Source organism: Pseudomonas sp. PS01270, assembly GCF_029959775.1.
Lineage (GTDB): Bacteria > Pseudomonadota > Gammaproteobacteria > Pseudomonadales > Pseudomonadaceae > Aquipseudomonas > Aquipseudomonas atacamensis.
On sequence record NZ_JASCPT010000113.1, the window covers coordinates 1 to 17437 of the forward strand.

The window sequence follows — 17437 nt, forward strand, 5'->3', positions numbered from 1 at the left end:
GCGCCACGCCGTGTTCCATGGTTTGCGCGATGACAAACCGGCCAAGGACATTACCGAGGAGCGAGCGAAGCCTGTGAAAGCTGCCAAGTCCGAAAAGACCGAAAAAAACGAAAAAACCGAAAAGACCAAAACCGCCGACAAGCAGCCGGCAAAGAAAACCGCCGCCAGCAAAAAAGCCGAGACCGCACCGTCGCAATCAGGACTGGCCGGCGGCAAGGTACGCATCACCCACCCGGATCGGGTGATCGACGCCGTCAGCGGCACGACCAAAATGCAACTGGCGCAGTACTACGCCAGTGTCGCCGAATACATCCTGCCGCAACTCAAGGATCGCCCCGTGGCGTTGGTGCGTGCGCCGGACGGTATTGCCGGCGAACTGTTCTTCCAGAAGAACGCCGATCGCCTGGCCATTCCCGGTATCACTGCTCTGGACAAAGACGTCACCGGCCAGCCAGTGATGATGATCAACAATCCCGAAGCGCTGGTCGGCGCGGTGCAAATGAGTACCGTCGAACTGCACACCTGGAACGCGACGAAGGTGGATCTGGACAAGCCCGATCGCTTCGTCCTCGACCTCGACCCGGATCCTGCGTTGCCATGGAAAAGCATGGTTGAAGCCACCGCGCTGACCCTCACCGTGCTCGATGAACTTGGGCTCAAGGCTTTCCTGAAAACCAGCGGCGGCAAAGGCATTCACCTGGTGGTGCCATTGACGCGCAAGCATGGCTGGGACGAAGTGAAGAACTTCAGCCACGCCATCGTCAGCCACATGGCCAAGTTACTGCCGGATCGTATATCAGCGGTGTCCGGGCCGAAAAACCGCGTCGGGCGGATCTTCATCGATTACCTGCGCAACGGCCTCGGCGCCACCACCATTTGCGCCTACGCCGCACGCGCGCGGGAAGGCATGCCGGTGTCGGTGCCGCTGTACCGAGAGGAAGTCGCTGAAATCAAGGGCGGTAATCACTGGAACATCTACAACGTTCACGAGCGTCTGACCGAAGTCGGTGATCAGCCTTGGGCGGACATGAAAAAAAACCGTCAGACCATCACCGCCGAGATGCGCAAACGCGTCGGCATGAAAAAGTAATCAGGTGTCGCGCAGCAGGTCGTGGGCGTTGAGCAGTTCGAAGGCGATTTGCGGGTGGTTTTCCAGGCCCTTGCGAATTGCCGCCGGGATTGCCGCGCGAGTCTTGCGACACAGGCCTGGCAGCTCGTCGATCTGAATGGCGATGCCGCGCATGGTGCGTACTTCGTTGAAACCGGGGGCAACGTCGACGCGAATGCCGAGTTGCTCGTACATACGCTGTTGCAGGCGTTTGAGGTCGTCGAGGTCTTTGAGTTGTTCCAGGCGCGCCAGAAGAATTTTTTCTTCAGCGCGAGTCAAGCGCAGAATGCGCACATCCGCGCCGGGCGTTTCCAGCAACGGATCGCGCCCGCAGATGCAGGCGCCGGGAGGGCAGGGTGAGCGCAAGGGCACGGTCGTCGTCATGGCCTCCATCATAGAGGCCGTCGGACATGTTTGCCTATGCGCACTCAGCGGCCGTCCATCGGCCGCTGCGTCCCTCGTGACTACTGCTGCACGCCTTCGTATTGCACGAGAATGGCGTTAGCCAGGTCTTCATCACTGGCGTTCAAGCCAGGGTTGGCCTGACGCACCTGTTGCAGTACCGACTCAAGATAAACCCCACGAATGGCCCCGCCGCTGGCAACGAACGCAGACACGTCGTCACGGGCCGGAATGACCATTTTGTCGTCCTTGAAGGTCGAGTACAGCGACGCGGAGACACCTGCCGAGGTGGCGACGTCACCCGCGTCAACGCGGGCCAGCGCCGAACCGACCGGCAGGCAAAGCATTAAAGAAGTAATCAGGACTAACTTGCGCATGACGTGTTCCTCCACAAGCGCTAAGCAAAAAGGGAAGGGACTACATAACCTCAGAGGTGAACGGCGCGCGGGAGTTCCGTAGGCCGCAAAAACGTAGCGGCGAGGAAACGGGCAAAACCGGCAAGGGTCTACCGCTTGCCTGTATTGCCGAGAATCGACCCATGCTCGTCAGAGTCAGCGACAACTTCGCCCAACCGGCAGATACGCGAATCGAAGCGCTTTTGCTCGCTGGATTTGTCTGCCTGACCATCGCGCTCGGCCTGTTTCCGCGCAGCCGCGTCGACTGGCTATTGGAAAATGTCCTGGCGTTGGCGCTGGTCTTGACCCTGCTGCTGGCGCATCGGCGTTTTCGCCTGTCGACGCTGTCGCTGGGGATGCTCTTCGCCTTTCTGTGCATTCATGAAGTCGGCGCGCATTACACCTATTCGCGGGTGCCGTACGATCAGTGGGGCACGCTGTTGACCGGGGTCAGCGTCAACAAAGTGCTGGGTCTTGAACGCAATCACTATGATCGGCTGGTGCACCTTAGCTATGGATTGCTGCTGGTCTGGCCGATTCGCGAATTGCTGCTGCGTCTGACGCCGTTGCGCGGCGCGTGGCTGGCGCTGTTGACCCTGAATGTAGTGCTGGCGACGTCGGCGTTGTACGAATTGATCGAATGGGTCGGCGGCGCTTACCTGGGCGACGACACTGGCCAAGCCTTCGTCGGTGCGCAGAATGATCCGTGGGATTCGCAGAAGGACATGGCCCTGGCGCTGTTCGGCGCCGGGCTGTCCTTGCTGGTATTGACGCGCTGGCGCCGAGCGCCGCGGTGAGGGATCAGATCACCCCACAGGCCATGCGATCACCGCCACCGCCCAGAGGCTTGGGCATGTCGGAATGGTTATCGCCGCCGGCGTGAATCATCAGGGCGTGGCCCTTGATCTCGGCGATCTTCTTCAGGCGCGGCGCCAGCACCGGGTAGTTGGCGACACCATCAGCCGTCACATACACCGCCGGCAGATCGCCCAGATGCCCATCGGCGTAAGGGCCAAGGTGCTTGCCGGTTTTCGCCGGATCGAAGTGTCCGCCAGCCGCCAGTGCGGCGCCTTTCACGCCATCCTTCGTGCCCGCTTCGCAGCTGCCGTTTTCATGGACATGGAAACCGTGAATGCCGGCCGGCAACGATTTCAGGTCGGGTGTGAACAGCAGGCCATATGGCGTCTCGCTGACTGTTACCGAGCCGATCGCCTGCGGCGCGCCGTCGGCGCTGACCAGATTGATTGCGACTTTCTCCGTTGCTGCCTGTGCGGTGCCGATTGCCAACGTGCCGAGCAGACCAAACCACAGTGCGCGTTTCATAAGCGTTTCCTTCAGCTGCATGAATGTTCGAAGCGCTGGATTGATAGCCTGCCGGGGTTAACCGGCGATGAAGGCATTATCCAGCGGCGCTGCAATGTGTGACCGGGTTCGCGTTTGAAAAGTTTTGCCGGATTCAAGTCGCCGCTGACATCAGCCGATACGCTCTGTGTCGGCAGTTCCCTGCACATAGGCTTAACTGAAATCCGACAAGCGCAATCCAGCGTGCCCACGGGAGATTCCACGGTGTCGATCAAACTGCGTTTGGTGTTGCTGATTGCGACCAGCCTGCTGACGGCGCTGATCGTGAGTCTGGTCAGCTACGTGGGCAATCTGCGGATGGCCACGGCGGTCGGCGATAACACGGTGAGCATGAGCGCGCTGCGCAATCACATGGAAGCGGACATGATGCACGACGCCCTGCGCGCCGATGTCTATTCGGCGATGCTGGTCGGCCTGGGCAAAAGCACCGCCACCGCCACCGAAGTGCGCGATTCGCTGGCCGAGCATGCCGGGCATTTTCGTGAAGTGCTGAATGACAACCTGAAGCTGCCGATCAACCCGGAATTGCGCACGGCGCTGGAGCAGATCAAGCCGAGCCTCGATACCTACATCAAATCCGCCGAGCAGATCGTCGGCGTGGCGCTGGGCAATCCGGATGCCGCCCAGCAACAGCTTGGCACGTTCAATACCGCGTTCAGCCAGCTCGAAGAACAGATGGCGGCGCTCAGCGAGTTGATCGAAAGCAACACCCGACAGACCAGCGAAGGCACCGAAGCAGCCATTCGCAATGCCAATCTGGCCCTTGGTGTGGTGCTGATCGCCAGCCTGTTGTTGCTGCTGGTCCAGGGCCGCTGGGTGATGCGCAGCATCCTCGGGCCGCTGCAGTCCGCCAGCCGCATCGCCGAAAGCATTGCCCATGGCAATCTCAGCGAACCGATTATCGAGCCCGCCGGCAAGGACGAAGCCAGCGTTTTGATCCGCACTTTGGCGACCATGCAGCGGGATCTGCGCAACATGATCGACGTGGTCCGGCGCAACGCTCACGGCGTCAGTGGCATGAGCGAGCAGCTCAGCCAGGGCTGCCATCAGGTCGCCGACAGCAGCCAGCAGCAAAGCGTTGCCGCCGGCACCATGGCGGCCGCCGCCAGCCAGATGACTGCGAGCATCGAAGAGATCACCCGCCACGCCGAACGTGCCCTGAGCATGGCCAATCAGGCCGAAAACCTGGCCAAGGAGGGTGGCGGGGTGATTCATCAAGTGGTCAGCGACATGGACGACATCGCCCGCTCGGCACAGCAGTCGGCGCAGGTGATCCGCACGCTGGATCAGGAATCCGAGGCAATCTTCAACATCATTCAGGTGATCAAGAGCATCGCCGACCAGACCAACCTGCTGGCGCTCAACGCCGCGATCGAGGCAGCGCGGGCGGGTGAACAGGGCCGTGGTTTTGCCGTGGTCGCCGATGAAGTGCGCAGTCTGGCCGCACGCACCAGCGCCTCGACCCAGGAAATCGCCGCCATGGTCGCGCGCATCCAGAGCAGCACGCGCGAGGCGGTCACCAGCATGGAGGCCGGCGTGGCGCAGGTCGACAAGGGCATGGCGGTGACGGCGGAAGTCGAGCGGGCGATTCGCGAGATCCTCGATGCGACGCTCAGCACCACGCAACTGGTGAATGACATAACCCGCACGATTGGCGAACAGAGTATGGCCAGCAACGAAATCGCCCATCAGGTGGAAATGATTGCGGGGATGAGCGAGGGCAATAGCCGGGTGATCGGGCAGACGGCGACGACTACCGATGAATTATCGAATCTGGCGGGACAGTTGGCGCAGTCGGTGGATCGGTTTCGGTTGTGATAGCGGTAGGACTGGTGTCTATCAGGGCCTTATCGCTGGCAAGCCAGCTCCCACAGGGTCTGATGTCGTGAATGCAACGGTGTGTACACCATCATCCACTGTGGGAGCGGGCTTGCCCGCGATGAGGCCAGCTCGGGCTACACTGAATCAGGCCAATGTGCCCTCAATCAAAACCTGAACGCCTGCCGCCCCACCAACAACCATTTCCCGCCCTGTTTCTGCCAGATCTGGAAATTTTCGATCTCGGTCGGAATCACCTCGGTCCCTTTCAACGCCTGTGCGGAGAAGTGGTGGCGCACTAATGCGGTATCGCCGGACATCGTGATGGTCTGCTTTTGCATCTCCAGGGTCTTGAATGCGCTGCGGCCGGTTTCGATGTCGGCGATGAATTCCTGCTTGCCCTGAATCTTGCCGCTGGAGTGGCCGTAGGTCAGGTTCGGCGCGGTCAGAGCGTTCAACTCGGCGATGTCTTTATGCAGCATCGCCTGAGTCAGGTGATCAACTGCTTGGGCGACTTCTCTTTCCGCCGGGGCAGGGGCGGCCATGGCGCAGGCGCTGAAGGCGCAGAAGAAACCGATGAGTAGGCGGGATTTGGTCATGTTGTTTCCTTGTTGTTATTGGGTTGGGATGACTGGCTTTGTTCGTCAGTCATCGTACAACTTAGCAGGTTATTTTCTGCATGAACAACGAGCCGTTGGCGCTGATTTATCAAGTTGCGATGCGTATCGCGCAAAAAACTTTGCAGGGCAATGCCTGATCGCAGTCATGTTTGGTTGCCGATGGCCGATAAGTCTCTGAGCGGAAAAAGACTTTCAAGTCGGGAACAGACGCGCGGGTTCGCCCTGACGTGATATTCTCCGCGCCAAATTTGCTTTGACCTAATTCGGTTGGCTGGCCTTTCGGGCGGGCCGACGGGATCCCTGTCGCTCAAGCAGCTGAAGCCAATAACGATAAGAAGTCAGTTCAGAAGGGACATTAACTGAGGTCGATGCCACATATCGGCCTTGTGTGCCCACCCGTCAATATTGAAGTGTGCCGGATTGCGCGACGCCAGCCTGAGCGTCAGCAAAGCGCAACGCAGACTGATAACAACGACGGGCGGAAGGCGTTTTATCATAGGTGCAACAGATGTTTAAGAAAGTGAACACAGCCTTGCTCGGTCTGGCTCTGGCGATGGGGATGTCGTCTGCCAATGCTGCCGAAGCCAAGAAAGTTGACGTCCTGCTGATCGGCGGCGGCATCATGAGCACCACCCTGGGTGTGTGGATCAATGAGCTGGAACCGACCTGGTCGATGGAAATGGTCGAGCGCCTCGATGGCGTCGCCCTGGAAAGCTCCAACGGCTGGAACAACGCCGGTACCGGTCACTCGGCTCTTGCCGAGCTGAACTACACCCCGGAAGACGACAAGGGCAACGTAACGATCCCGAAAGCTGTCGAGATCAACGAAGCGTTCCAGGTTTCCCGTCAATTCTGGGCCTGGCAGGTTCAGCAGGGCGTGCTGAAGAACCCGCGCTCGTTCATCAACACCACACCGCACATGAGCTTCGTGTGGGGCGATGACAACATCAAGTTCCTGAAAAAGCGCTACGAAGCCCTGCAGGCGAGCCCCCTGTTCGCCGGTATGCAGTACTCCGAAGACCCGGCGGTGATCAAGAAGTGGGTACCGCTGATGATGGAAGGGCGTGACCCGAACCAGAAAATCGCGGCTACCTGGAGCCCGCTGGGTACGGACATGAACTTCGGCGAAATCACCCGCCAGTTCGCCGCTCACCTGCAAACCAAACCAAACTTCGATCTGAAACTGTCGAGCGAAGTCGAAGACATCACCAAGAACGCCGACGGCACCTGGCGTGTCAGCTACAAAAACCTCAAAGACGGCAGCAAGACCGAAACCGACGCCAAGTTCGTGTTCATCGGCGCCGGCGGCGGTGCCCTGCACCTGCTGCAGAAGTCGGGCATTCCAGAAGCCAAGGAATACGCAGGCTTCCCGGTTGGCGGCTCGTTCCTGGTGACCGAGAACCCGACGATTGCCGAGCAACACCTGGCCAAGGCCTACGGCAAGGCTTCGGTTGGCGCGCCACCGATGTCGGTTCCGCACCTGGACACCCGTGTTCTGGATGGCAAGCGCGTCATTCTGTTTGGCCCGTTCGCGACCTTCAGCACCAAGTTCCTCAAGGAAGGTTCGTACTTCGACTTGCTGACCAGCACCACCACCCACAACATCTGGCCAATGACCAAGGTCGGCATCAAGGAATACCCGCTGGTCGAGTACCTTGCCGGTCAGTTGATGCTGTCGGATGAAGACCGTCTGAACGCGCTGAAGGAATACTTCCCGAACGCCAAAGCCGAAGACTGGCGCCTGTGGCAAGCCGGCCAGCGCGTGCAAATCATCAAGCGTGATGAAGCCGCTGGCGGCGTGCTGAAACTGGGCACCGAGATCGTTGCTTCGCAAGACGGCTCGATCGCCGGCCTGCTGGGCGCATCGCCAGGCGCGTCGACCGCTGCACCGATCATGCTGAGCGTGCTGCAGAAAGTCTTCAAAGACAAAGTCGCAACCCCTGAGTGGCAGACCAAGCTGCACCAGATCGTGCCGAGCTATGGCACTCAGCTGAACAGCGATCCTGCCAAAGTGGCTGCAGAGTGGGCTTACACCGCGAAAATCCTCGAACTGCCGACGCCTCCAGCGATCGGTCAGGTAGCTGCTCCGGCGGCACCTGCGGCTGACAAAGCCGTAGCGCCGAAGGAAAACGCTGCACGTGACATGGCTCTGTAAGCAGAACCCTGACACACAAAACCCACTGAACCGGCGACGGTCAGTGGGTTTTTTTATGCAGGGTGGATTCAGGCTTTTGCAGACGCGAGATAAGCACCGAGTCGCCGACCCATTTCTTCGCCCAGTGCCTGCAACCCGCTCAGCGGCCGCACCATAACTTCGAACTCGACAATCTTGCCGTGTTCATCGAAGCGAATCATGTCAATGCCCTTGAGTTCCTTGCTGCCAACTCTGGCGCTGAATTCGAGAATCACATTCAGGCCATCCGCCGTCGCCAATTCGCGGTGATAGACGAAATCTTCGAAGACTTCGAACACGGTGTTGAGGATCATCGCCACCACCGGCGCGCCGGGGTAGGGCGTGTGGGCCATGGGCGAGCGGAACACAGCTTGCGGATCGAGCAGTTCGGGCAGGGCTTTGAGATTGCCGCTGCGGATCATCTCGTGCCAGCGCTCGAGGGACGCGGCGACGTTGGGCTGCAAGGCGAGGTCGGGCATGGTCACTCCGGTTTTTCTTGTTGTCGGTCGGCAATGACTGTAGATCAACCGCGCCGAAAGTGGATCCTCAAGTCTCAGCCTGAATACCGCTTCATGCCCGAAGCGGATCAGATGCGCATCTGATCCGTATTTTTCTGTTTCATCTGCCTCTGTATTCAGTACAGCCACAGGCTCAGAATGCCCCGGCAGTGCGGCCAGTCACCCTCCGACCTCATCCCGCAGCGTCCGGTGTACCGCACACCCAGCCTCAAGGAGCGCAACATGTACAAGATGGCGATTTTTCTCGGCGGCTTTCTGACCTTGACCATTCTGATCGGCGTGCTGGCGACGATCTCTCCAGTCTGATCCGCACGCAGCTTTTTCGAACTCTGCCGTTCTCCTGCTTTCAGTTGCAGAACAGGGCCAGCACGCGCCCGTCACTGAAAGTTCGAGGAGTGAAACATGCGTACAACAACCTCACAGGGACGTTGGGTTCCTATCGGTTTGATGGTCGCCGCGTTGACCGGTTGCGCCATGAGCAACACCGATTCGCCGGTGCAGACACCCGGCCAGGCCAAGGCCTCCGACACCGAGATGCTCGAAGTCGGCGCGCAGTGGTTGCAGGACAAGCCGCCAATTCGGGCGTTGAACATGTACCTCGATGGTTTCCATTTTTACAACGGTCATCCCGGCGTGCAGATGGAAGCACACCATTACTGCTCGGCGCTCAACGAAGAAGTGTTCCAGTGCGTGATCTACGACGGCAACACGGCTGAAGCGAAGTTGATGGGCGTGGAATACATCATCAGTCAGCGCCTGTTCACGCAATTGCCGGCGAAAGAAAAAGCCCTGTGGCACAGCCACGCTCACGAAGTCAGTTCTGGCCAGTTGGTCGCGCCGGGCATCCCGCAAGTGGCAGAAACGCGCTTGATGGAAAAGCTCGCCAATACCTACGGCAAGACCTGGCACACCTGGCATACCGATCAGGACAAGCAACTGCCGCTGGGCGTGCCGCAGTTGATGATGGGCTTTACCGCTGACGGTCAGGCCGATGCACAAATGGTCCGCCAGCGCGATCAGCGTCTGGGCATTGATAGCGCGGAGAAGAAAAAGGCTCGTGCCGGGATCAAACCGGCGCCTGTCGCAACGGGGGCTGATGCGTGGCAGAAGGGTAATGTCATCCAGCTCAACGACCCGACCGGCCATCAACACGTCATGCCGCGCCCGGCTACGCCAAGTGATGAGAATGCGCGAAGCGGCAGCCTGCCATAGCCTCAAGCACTCACTCATGTGGGAGCGAGCTTGCTCGCGAAGGCAGTGTGCCAGCCATGGAAGAATTGGCTGACTCGGCGCTTTCGTGAGCAAGCTCACTCCCACAGGGTTCGGTGTTGGACCAGAGTCCTGGCAACTGCAGAAATCCCATGTGGGAGTGAGCCTGCTCGCTAAACCTTTCAGCGATTCAACACATCCCCCATCCACCGCAAATACTCCCCCCGCTCGGATATCGAGTTGTGCCCCGAATCCGGCACCACCTTCAGCGTCGCCACGCCCGCGGGAAAACTCTCGAACAAGCGCTGCGTGCTGCTGCGCCCAATCACTTCGTCATCACCGGCCGCCAAGAGCAACGTCGGTGCGCGAATATGCGCCGCGTATTTGCCCGATTCGAAACGATCCTTGAGCAACCACTTCACCGGCACCCACGGGTATTGCCTTGCGGCGATTTCCTCGAGGCTGTTGAACGGGGTCACCAGAATCAGATTCTGCACCGGCCGCTGACTGGCCAGGCGCACCGCCACCCCCGAACCGAGGCTGCGTCCGATGACTGCAATCTGCGGGTGGCTGGCATAGACCTGATCGAACAGCGCCAGCGCATCTTCGGCAATCGCGGCTTCCGATGGCGAGCCAGTGCTGTCAGCAAAACCCCGGTAATGCAGGAAATACAGCGCGTAGCCAGGAAACGCCTCAGTGAATTCCGGCAGATTTCGCGATACGTCCTCGGCATTGCCGCCGAAATAAATCAGTGCGCGCGTTCCGCTGCGCTCTCGAGTTGTCACCCAGACCTCGGCATCCGGCATCGACAGTTTCATTCGCGAGTCCGCTGTAACCACGGCGGCAGGCTGGGGAAACCAGATCAGCGAGCGCTGAAACACGAACAGCGCGGCGCACAGCACCAGGTACACGGCAATGATGAAAACGACGAGTGACATCAGGGTTCGGGACATTCGGCTACTTTTAACGGGGAGAGAGGTTGGCTGTGGCAGTGTAGTTCAGCGCCTGCGCCTGACAGCTTGCGCACACACCATGCAACAGATCCGCGCAGCAGGAGGACACGCATGCGCCACACTGAGGGTTACTCACGTCGCCGCTTGCTCACGCTGGCTGCCCAAGCTGCGGCGCTGCTCACCATTGATCGGGCGTTGGCCGGCAGCGTAGCGCCGACCGCCACTGCGCCGCCCACGGCAGGAGACCAGACCATGCAGACCCGCGCCATCCCTTCCAGCTCCGAGGCACTGCCCATGGTCGGGTTGGGCACCTATCGCGGTTTCGACGTCGCGCCTGGCGATCCGGTTTACCGGCAATTGCCCGCCGTCCTCGAGGCGCTGTTCAGGAAGGGCGGCACGCTGATCGACAGCTCACCCATGTACGGCCGCGCCGAGCAAACCACCGGTGAACTGCTGTCGATCCACGAACCGCGCTCGCCGGCGTTTCTCGCCACCAAGGTGTGGACGCGCGGGCGCAAGGAGGGCATCACGCAGATGGAGCAGTCGTTCAGACTGCTGCAAACCGAGCGCATCGACCTGATGCAGATTCACAACCTGCTCGACTGGCAAACCCACTTGCCGACGCTGCGCGAATGGCAGGAGCAGGGGCGGATTCGCTACATCGGCATCACCCATTACACCTCGTCGGCCTATGACGATGTCGAGGCCGTGCTGAAAGCCGAGAAGCTGGATTTTCTGCAGATCAACTACGCTCTGGATGATCGTGCGGTCGAGAAACGCATCCTGCCGCTGTGCCGCGAGCGTGGGGTCGCGGTGATTTGTAATCGGCCGTTTGGCGGCGGTGATTTGCTCGCCCGGCTCAAGGGCAAGCCGCTGCCGGCCTGGGTCTCGGATGTACAGGTCAACAGCTGGCCGCAACTGGCACTGAAATTTCTCTTGGCGCACCCGGCGGTGACCTGTGTGATTCCCGGCACCAGCAATCCGCGCAACATGGCTGACAACGCCGGAGCCGGTTTTGGGCCGATGCTGACCGATGCGCAGCGGCATCAGTTGATTGCGTTGCTGGGCTGAGCCGGGTCAACTGCGATAGCGCAACGCCTCCAGCAACAACGCAAACGCCGGCGCTGCCTGGCGTCGGCTCGGGTAGTACAGGTGATAACCGGAAAATGTCGGGCACCAGTCTCCCAGCACCTGGACCAGGCGACCGTCCGCCAGAAAGGGCGCGACGACGTTTTCCGGGATGTAGCTCAGCCCGAAACCGTCCAGCGCGGCGTCGAGCAATGGGTACACGCCATTCAGGGTGACCTGCCCGGCAACGCGCACCTTCAGACTTTCACCGTCCTTTTCGAACTCCCACGAATACAGTCCGCCATTGGTTGGCAGGCGCAGGTTGTTACAGGCGTGGTCGGTCAGGTCGCGCGGGGTTTGCGGCGCAGGGCGCCGGGCGAAATAGGCGGGGGAGCCGACCACCGCCATGCGCATGTCCGGACCGATACGGGTGGCGATCATGCCTTGGGCGACGTCCTCGCCCAGGCGCACACCGGCATCGAAGCCCTGGCCGGCGATGTCGACGAAACCATAGTCACAGCAAACCTCGACGGACACATCCGGGTATTGCGGCAGGAAATCCTGCAACACCGGACGCAGGATCCAGTTCAGCGAATGGTCGGTGGCGCTGATGCGGATCTTGCCCGCCGGGGTTTCACGCAGGTTGCTCAGGGCGGCCAGTTCCACCTCGATCTCCTCGAAGCGCGGGCCGATGGTTTGCAGCAAGTGTTCGCCGGCCTCGGTCGGCGACACGCTGCGCGTGGTGCGGGTCAGCAGGCGCAGGCCGAGTCGCGCCTCGAGGCTGCGAATGGTGTGGCTGAGCGCCGATTGCGACACGCCGAGTTTGGCCGCAGCCTTGGTGAAACTGCGTTCACGGGCGACGGCGAGAAAGGCGAGCAGGTCGGTGGCGTTTTCCCGAAGCATTGATGACTGTCCTGCATAAGTTTTTTCGGATTCTAGTCGATTATCCAAAGAGTGCGGATCGCTACAGTGGTTGCATCATTTATTGGAGGAAATGCCATGAACCCGATTGCTGCTTCCGCACTGACGCTCTCGCTGCTGGCTGGTGAGGTGCAAGCCACCGAAAATCCGCGTGTCACGGTCACACCGAATGGCTCGCAACCTTCGGCCAAAGGCCCGGCTGACTGGTTTACCGGCACGGTGCGGGTGGATGCGCCGTTCAAGGGTACCGACGAGGCGCGGGTCAGTGGTGCGACCGTGACGTTCGAGCCGGGCGCACGCACTGCATGGCATACCCATCCGCTGGGGCAGACATTGATCGTCACCTCGGGGGCAGGCTTCGTGCAGGAGTGGGGGCAGCCAGTGCGGGAAATCCGGCCGGGCGATACCGTGTGGATTGCTCCGGGCGCCAAGCATTGGCACGGGGCAACGCCGACGACGGCGATGAGTCACATCGCGATTGCCGAAGTGCTGGATGGCAAGGTGGTGGACTGGATGGAGCAGGTCGGTGATGAGCAATATCCGAAGACCGAGTGAAACCGTTCCCCTCACCCCAGCCCTCTCCCGAGGGAGAGGGAGCCGATTGGGGGATGCTCGAGACGTTCGGCATTCTGCAAACGTGGTGGTGAATCCACTCGACCCCTAGCACCCCATGCAGGTGCGCTACCAGCATGCGACTCACCCCAGGCGTCTTCCGGGGGAGTGGGAGCCGACCGAGGTGTCTTGCGATGTGCATCGACCTGAACTTGCCGTTGCGATTATGGATACACATAAAGACTTTCACGTCGCTGCACATCCTGAATATACCCGGATCGGTCCCCTCTCCCTTTGGGAGAGGGCTAGGCGGGCGGCGTTCCGATGAGGGGCTTTTCGCTTCAGATCATCTCCGGCAACGAATCAAGAATCTTGTCCAGCGTAATCGGATACTCCCGCACCCTCGCGCCGGTGGCGTTGTAGATTGCATTCGCCACCGCCGCACTCACGCCGCAAATCCCCAATTCACCCACGCCCTTGGCCTTCATCGGCGACGAAATCGGGTCGGTTTCTTCGAGGAAGATCACTTCCTGATGCGGAATGTCGGCGTGCACCGGCACTTCGTATCCGGCCAGGTCATGGTTGACGAAAAAGCCCAGACGCTTATCCACCGCCAGTTCTTCCATCAACGCCGCGCCGACGCCCATGGTCATAGCGCCGATGACCTGACTGCGCGCCGACGTCGGGTTGAGAATTCGCCCCGCAGCGCAAACCGCCAACATGCGCCGTACGCGAACTTCGCCAGTGGCGGCATCGACGGCGACTTCGACGAAGTGCGCGCCGAAGGTCGATTGCTGATATTTCTCGGCCAGATCACCGAACTCGATGCTGTCCTCGCCGACCAGCGCGCCGCCTTCAGCCGCGTTGCGCAGCGGCAGGCTCTTGCTGCCGACCCGCACCTGTCCATCGGCGAACTCCGCCTGATCCGCCGCCAGCCCGAGCTTGGCCGCCACCGCTTCGCGCAATTTCACGCACGCAGCGTAGACCCCGGCGGTCGAGCAGTTGCCGCCGAACTGGCCACCGGAACCGGCCGAGACCGGGAAGTCCGAATCGCCCAGACGCACCACCACATCATTGAGACCAACGCCCATCATCTCGGCAGCGGTCTGCGCGATGATCGTGTAGCTGCCGGTGCCGATATCGGTCATGTCCGTTTCTACAACGACCTTGCCGTCACGCTCCAGGCGCACGCGGGCGCCGGATTTGACCAGCAGGTTGTTGCGAAACGCCGCCGCCACGCCCATGCCGATCAGCCACCGGCCTTCACGACGGGTGCCTGGTTGCGCCTTACGCTGATCCCAGCCGAATTTCTCGGCGCCGATCTGCAGGCATTTGACCAGTTGGCGTTGGGAGAACGGCCGCTCGGTTTTCACCGGGTCGACTTGAGTGTCGTTAGCGATGCGGAACAGCACCGGGTCCATCTTCAGCTGTTCGGCCATTTCGTCCATGGCGATTTCCAGCACCATCAGCCCCGGCGCTTCACCCGGCGCGCGCATGGCATTGCCTTCGGGCAGGTCGAGCGGGGCGAGGCGCATGCTGACGCGGCGGTTTTCTGCGGCGTAGAGCAACTGGCTCGGTTGCGCGGCCAGTTCGACCTTGCCGTCAGCGAGGTTGCCTGACCAGCCTTCATGGGCGATGGCGGTCAGCTTGCCGTCCGCCGTTGCGCCCATGCGGATGCGCTGAATCGTAGCCGGGCGATGGGTGGTGTTATTGGCCATTTGCGGGCGGGCGAGGGCGACTTTCACCGGCCGCCCCGCCATGCGCGCGCCGAGAGCGGCGAGAATCACGTCGGCGCGGATGAATAGTTTGCCGCCGAAACCACCGCCGATGTACGGCGAGACCAATCGGACTTTTTCCTTCGGCAGGCCGAGGGTTTTCGCAATGTCACCGACACTCCAGGCGACCATCTGGTTCGACGTCCACACGGTCAGCTGATCGCCTTTCCACGCGGCCAGTGTGGCGTGCGGTTCCATCATCGCGTGGGACTGGTCTGGCGTGGTGTAGGTCTGATCGAACTGCACCGGCGCGGCGGTGAAGGCCTTGTCGAAGTCGCCGTGATTGACGTCCGGCAGCTCGTCTTTCGGCTCGACGCCGAGGTCTTTGACGCTGGCCAGATCGAACTTGCCTTCGCTGGTCTCGTAATCGACCCTGACCAGTTGCGCGGCGGCGCGGGCCTGTTCGAAGGTTTCGGCAACCACCAATGCAACGGCTTGCTGGTAGTGCTGCACTTCGGGACCAGCGAGCAGATGCGCGGCGTTGTAATCACCTTTATCGAGCTTGCCGGCGTTCTCGGCAGTGACGATTGCGAGTACGCCGGGTGCGGCTTTGGCCTCGTCGAGATGAATGGCTTTGATCCGGCCTTTGGCGATCGCCGAATCGACCATGAAACCGTAGGCCTGATTGGCTGCCGCCTCATGTTGCTCGTAAGCGTAAGTGGCTTGGCCGCTGGTTTTCAACGGGCCTTCGATGCGCTCGGTGGGCTGGCCGACGACCTTCAGGCGGTCGATGGGATTGGTGGTGGCGGGCGTGTCGAATTTCATGCGGTTTCCCTCGCTTGCGCCAACACCGAAGCCAGCGTGCGCTCGACCAGTGTCAGTTTGAATTGGTTGTCATCGGTGGGTGTCGCGCCCTCAAGCAGGCGTTCGCTGACTGCTTTGGCGCCCTTGGGCAGCAGCGCTTCAGCGGCTTCGACCCGCCACGGTTTCGGCGCAACGCCGCCGACGGCCACGCGGCCGGTGCCGTCCTTTTGCAGGATCAGACCGACTGAAACAAGGGCAAACGCGTAAGACGAGCGATCGCGGACCTTGTGATAAATGTGCGTGCCGCCGACCGGTGCCGGCAGGGTCACGGCGGTAATGAATTCACCGGGCGTGAGACTGGTTTCGATGTGCGGCGTGTTGCCCGGCAATTGGTGGAAATCCGCCATGGGAATGCTGCGCGTGCTGCCGTCAGGCTTGACCGTTTCGATCTGCGCATCGAGTGCGCGCATGGCGATGGCCATGTCGCTCGGGTGGGTGGCGATGCAAGCGTCGCTGACGCCGATGATTCCGAGTTGCCGAGTCACGCCACCGATCGCCGCGCAGCCACTGCCGGGGTTGCGTTTGTTGCAGGCCTGGTGGGTGTCGTAAAAGTACGGGCAGCGGGTGCGTTGCAGCAGGTTGCCGGCGGTGGTCGCCATGTTGCGCAACTGCCCGGAAGCCCCGGCGAGCAAGGCGCGGGAGAGCAGGGCGTAGTCCTTGCGCACGCGCGCGTCGGCGGCCAGATCGGTGTTGCGTACCAGCGCACCGATGCGCAGTCCGCCTTCGGGCGTGGCTTCGATCTGGTCCAGGCCGAGGTGGTTGATGTCGATCAGGTGTACCGGGGTTTCGATGTCGAGTTTCATCAGGTCGAGCAGGTTGGTGCCGCCGGCGATGAACTTGGCGCCTTCGACTTGCGCAGCCTGGGAAGCGGCTGCGGCAGGTGAGTCGGCGCGGCTGTAATTGAAGGCTCTCATACCGGCACCTCCGCGACTTCAGTGATGGCTTCGATGATGTTCGAGTAAGCGCCGCAGCGGCAGATATTGCCGCTCATGCGCTCCTGCAGTTCGGCGGCGATCAGCTTCGGCGGCTCGGTCAGGCTCGGGCTGACGTGGCTGGGAATGCCGTCGCGGATTTCCTTGAGCACGGCGACCGCCGAGCAGATCTGCCCAGGGGTGCAATAGCCGCACTGGTAACCGTCGTGCTTGATGAACGCGGCCTGCATCGGGTGCAGCTTGTCCGGCATGCCAAGGCCTTCGATCGTGGTCACCTCACTGCCGTCGTGCATCACCGCCAGGGTCAGGCAGGAGTTGATCCGCCGACCGTCGGCGATCACCGTGCAGGCGCCGCACTGGCCGTGATCGCAGCCTTTCTTGGTACCGGTCAGGTGCAGGTGTTCGCGCAGGGCGTCGAGCAGGGTAGTGCGGGTGTCTACTTCGAGGGTTTGCGGTTTACCGTTGACTTGCAGGGTCACTTGACTCATGGCCGGTTGCTCCAGACTGGCCGCGTAGGCCTTGAGGCTGATAAAGGGGGGCATGGCGAACGCCGTCGCGGTTACGGCGCCGAGGATCATGAAATTGCGTCGGGAAATCGGCATGGTTCGATTCCTTTTCTCTCATCGGGCGGCAGGATTGCAAAAGGCCCAAACGGGCGCGCCGGCATGCATGCCAGTCTCGTAAAAGGAGTGACCGCAGCGGGAGGGAAAAGGTTTTGTCGGATTTGCGTCTAAGAGTTATGTGCTGGGCTCATCAATAGACCCGTGGGAGCGAGCCTGCTCGCGAAAGCGCCGGGCCAGACCCAGCCGCTGCTGGATGTGCCGACC

At 61.1% G+C, this 17437-nt stretch carries 18 protein-coding genes; 8 read left to right on the forward strand and 10 right to left on the reverse strand.

The genetic code is table 11. The annotated features are described in order from the left end of the window. Positions 1-1090: DNA ligase D (gene ligD, locus QMX86_RS22655; protein WP_282390413.1), on the forward strand; the 1090-nt coding region annotated here is incomplete at its 5' end. Here the strand turns inward: ligD and QMX86_RS22660 are convergent. Both QMX86_RS22660 and QMX86_RS22665 read right to left on the reverse strand, forming a co-directional pair. Then, positions 1091-1492 (reverse strand): hypothetical protein, encoded by a 402-nt coding sequence (locus QMX86_RS22660; RefSeq protein WP_281878892.1) that lies wholly within the window; start codon positions 1490-1492, stop codon positions 1091-1093. Between the two features lie 80 nt (positions 1493-1572). Continuing rightward, on the reverse strand, positions 1573-1887 hold the full coding sequence (locus QMX86_RS22665; RefSeq protein WP_071172812.1) for a DUF2388 domain-containing protein: 315 nt from the start codon (positions 1885-1887) through the stop codon (positions 1573-1575). Positions 1888-2048: 161 nt separating this feature from the next. On the opposite strand from QMX86_RS22665, the gene QMX86_RS22670 reads away from it, so the two are divergent. After that, complete coding sequence (locus QMX86_RS22670; RefSeq protein WP_282385056.1) at positions 2049-2702, forward strand: DUF2238 domain-containing protein; 654 nt, start codon at positions 2049-2051, stop codon at positions 2700-2702. A 4-nt stretch (positions 2703-2706) separates the two neighbouring features. Here QMX86_RS22670 and sodC read toward each other — a convergent pair whose 3' ends face one another. Next, positions 2707-3228: a superoxide dismutase [Cu-Zn] SodC gene (gene sodC / locus QMX86_RS22675; RefSeq protein WP_282385054.1), complete on the reverse strand. Its 522-nt coding sequence runs from the start codon at positions 3226-3228 to the stop codon at positions 2707-2709. A gap of 243 nt (positions 3229-3471) precedes the next feature. On the opposite strand from sodC, the gene QMX86_RS22680 reads away from it, so the two are divergent. Further along, positions 3472-5085 carry a methyl-accepting chemotaxis protein gene (locus QMX86_RS22680; protein ID WP_282385053.1) on the forward strand — a complete coding sequence of 538 codons (1614 nt, stop codon included), beginning with the start codon at positions 3472-3474 and terminating at the stop codon, positions 5083-5085. Positions 5086-5252: 167 nt separating this feature from the next. Here QMX86_RS22680 and QMX86_RS22685 read toward each other — a convergent pair whose 3' ends face one another. Beyond that, on the reverse strand, positions 5253-5684 hold the full coding sequence (locus QMX86_RS22685) for a nuclear transport factor 2 family protein (protein WP_282385052.1): 432 nt from the start codon (positions 5682-5684) through the stop codon (positions 5253-5255). 529 nt (positions 5685-6213) lie between these two features. Between QMX86_RS22685 and mqo the strand changes: the two genes are divergently transcribed. Further along, positions 6214-7860 carry a malate dehydrogenase (quinone) gene (gene mqo / locus QMX86_RS22690; RefSeq protein WP_071172807.1) on the forward strand — a complete coding sequence of 549 codons (1647 nt, stop codon included), beginning with the start codon at positions 6214-6216 and terminating at the stop codon, positions 7858-7860. 68 nt (positions 7861-7928) lie between these two features. Here mqo and QMX86_RS22695 read toward each other — a convergent pair whose 3' ends face one another. After that, entirely contained in the window at positions 7929-8357 is a 429-nt protein-coding gene (locus QMX86_RS22695) for a nuclear transport factor 2 family protein (RefSeq protein ID WP_110645576.1), read from the reverse strand. A 177-nt stretch (positions 8358-8534) separates the two neighbouring features. Between QMX86_RS22695 and QMX86_RS22700 the strand changes: the two genes are divergently transcribed. Continuing rightward, on the forward strand, positions 8535-8702 hold the full coding sequence (locus QMX86_RS22700) for a hypothetical protein (protein ID WP_177180893.1): 168 nt from the start codon (positions 8535-8537) through the stop codon (positions 8700-8702). 141 nt (positions 8703-8843) lie between these two features. Next, positions 8844-9608, forward strand: coding sequence for an OBAP family protein (locus tag QMX86_RS22705; RefSeq protein ID WP_282385067.1), 765 nt, complete (start codon positions 8844-8846; stop codon positions 9606-9608). Positions 9609-9787: 179 nt separating this feature from the next. Here QMX86_RS22705 and QMX86_RS22710 read toward each other — a convergent pair whose 3' ends face one another. Then, positions 9788-10558: an alpha/beta fold hydrolase gene (locus QMX86_RS22710; protein WP_282385051.1), complete on the reverse strand. Its 771-nt coding sequence runs from the start codon at positions 10556-10558 to the stop codon at positions 9788-9790. Positions 10559-10669: 111 nt separating this feature from the next. Between QMX86_RS22710 and QMX86_RS22715 the strand changes: the two genes are divergently transcribed. Next, positions 10670-11629, forward strand: a complete 960-nt coding sequence (locus QMX86_RS22715) for an aldo/keto reductase (protein WP_282385050.1) — start codon at positions 10670-10672, stop codon at positions 11627-11629. 6 nt (positions 11630-11635) lie between these two features. Here the strand turns inward: QMX86_RS22715 and QMX86_RS22720 are convergent, their stop codons facing one another. Next, complete coding sequence (locus QMX86_RS22720) at positions 11636-12529, reverse strand: LysR family transcriptional regulator (RefSeq protein WP_122703895.1); 894 nt, start codon at positions 12527-12529, stop codon at positions 11636-11638. Between the two features lie 96 nt (positions 12530-12625). Here QMX86_RS22720 and QMX86_RS22725 point away from each other — a divergent pair, with 96 nt between their 5' ends. Then, complete coding sequence (locus QMX86_RS22725) at positions 12626-13102, forward strand: cupin domain-containing protein (protein WP_130929679.1); 477 nt, start codon at positions 12626-12628, stop codon at positions 13100-13102. Between the two features lie 338 nt (positions 13103-13440). Here the strand turns inward: QMX86_RS22725 and paoC are convergent, their stop codons facing one another. The 3 genes from paoC to paoA are packed head-to-tail and all read right to left on the reverse strand — an operon-like array spanning position 13441 to position 17212. Next, positions 13441-15639 carry an aldehyde oxidoreductase molybdenum-binding subunit PaoC gene (gene paoC / locus QMX86_RS22730; RefSeq protein WP_073471204.1) on the reverse strand — a complete coding sequence of 733 codons (2199 nt, stop codon included), beginning with the start codon at positions 15637-15639 and terminating at the stop codon, positions 13441-13443. After that, on the reverse strand, positions 15636-16592 hold the full coding sequence (locus QMX86_RS22735; protein WP_016775138.1) for a xanthine dehydrogenase family protein subunit M: 957 nt from the start codon (positions 16590-16592) through the stop codon (positions 15636-15638). The genes paoC and QMX86_RS22735 overlap by 4 nt, the downstream gene beginning before the upstream one ends. Next, positions 16589-17212 carry an aldehyde dehydrogenase iron-sulfur subunit PaoA gene (gene paoA, locus QMX86_RS22740; protein WP_123442217.1) on the reverse strand — a complete coding sequence of 208 codons (624 nt, stop codon included), beginning with the start codon at positions 17210-17212 and terminating at the stop codon, positions 16589-16591. Before paoA ends, QMX86_RS22735 begins: the two co-directional genes overlap by 4 nt. Positions 17213-17437: the final 225 nt, after the last annotated feature.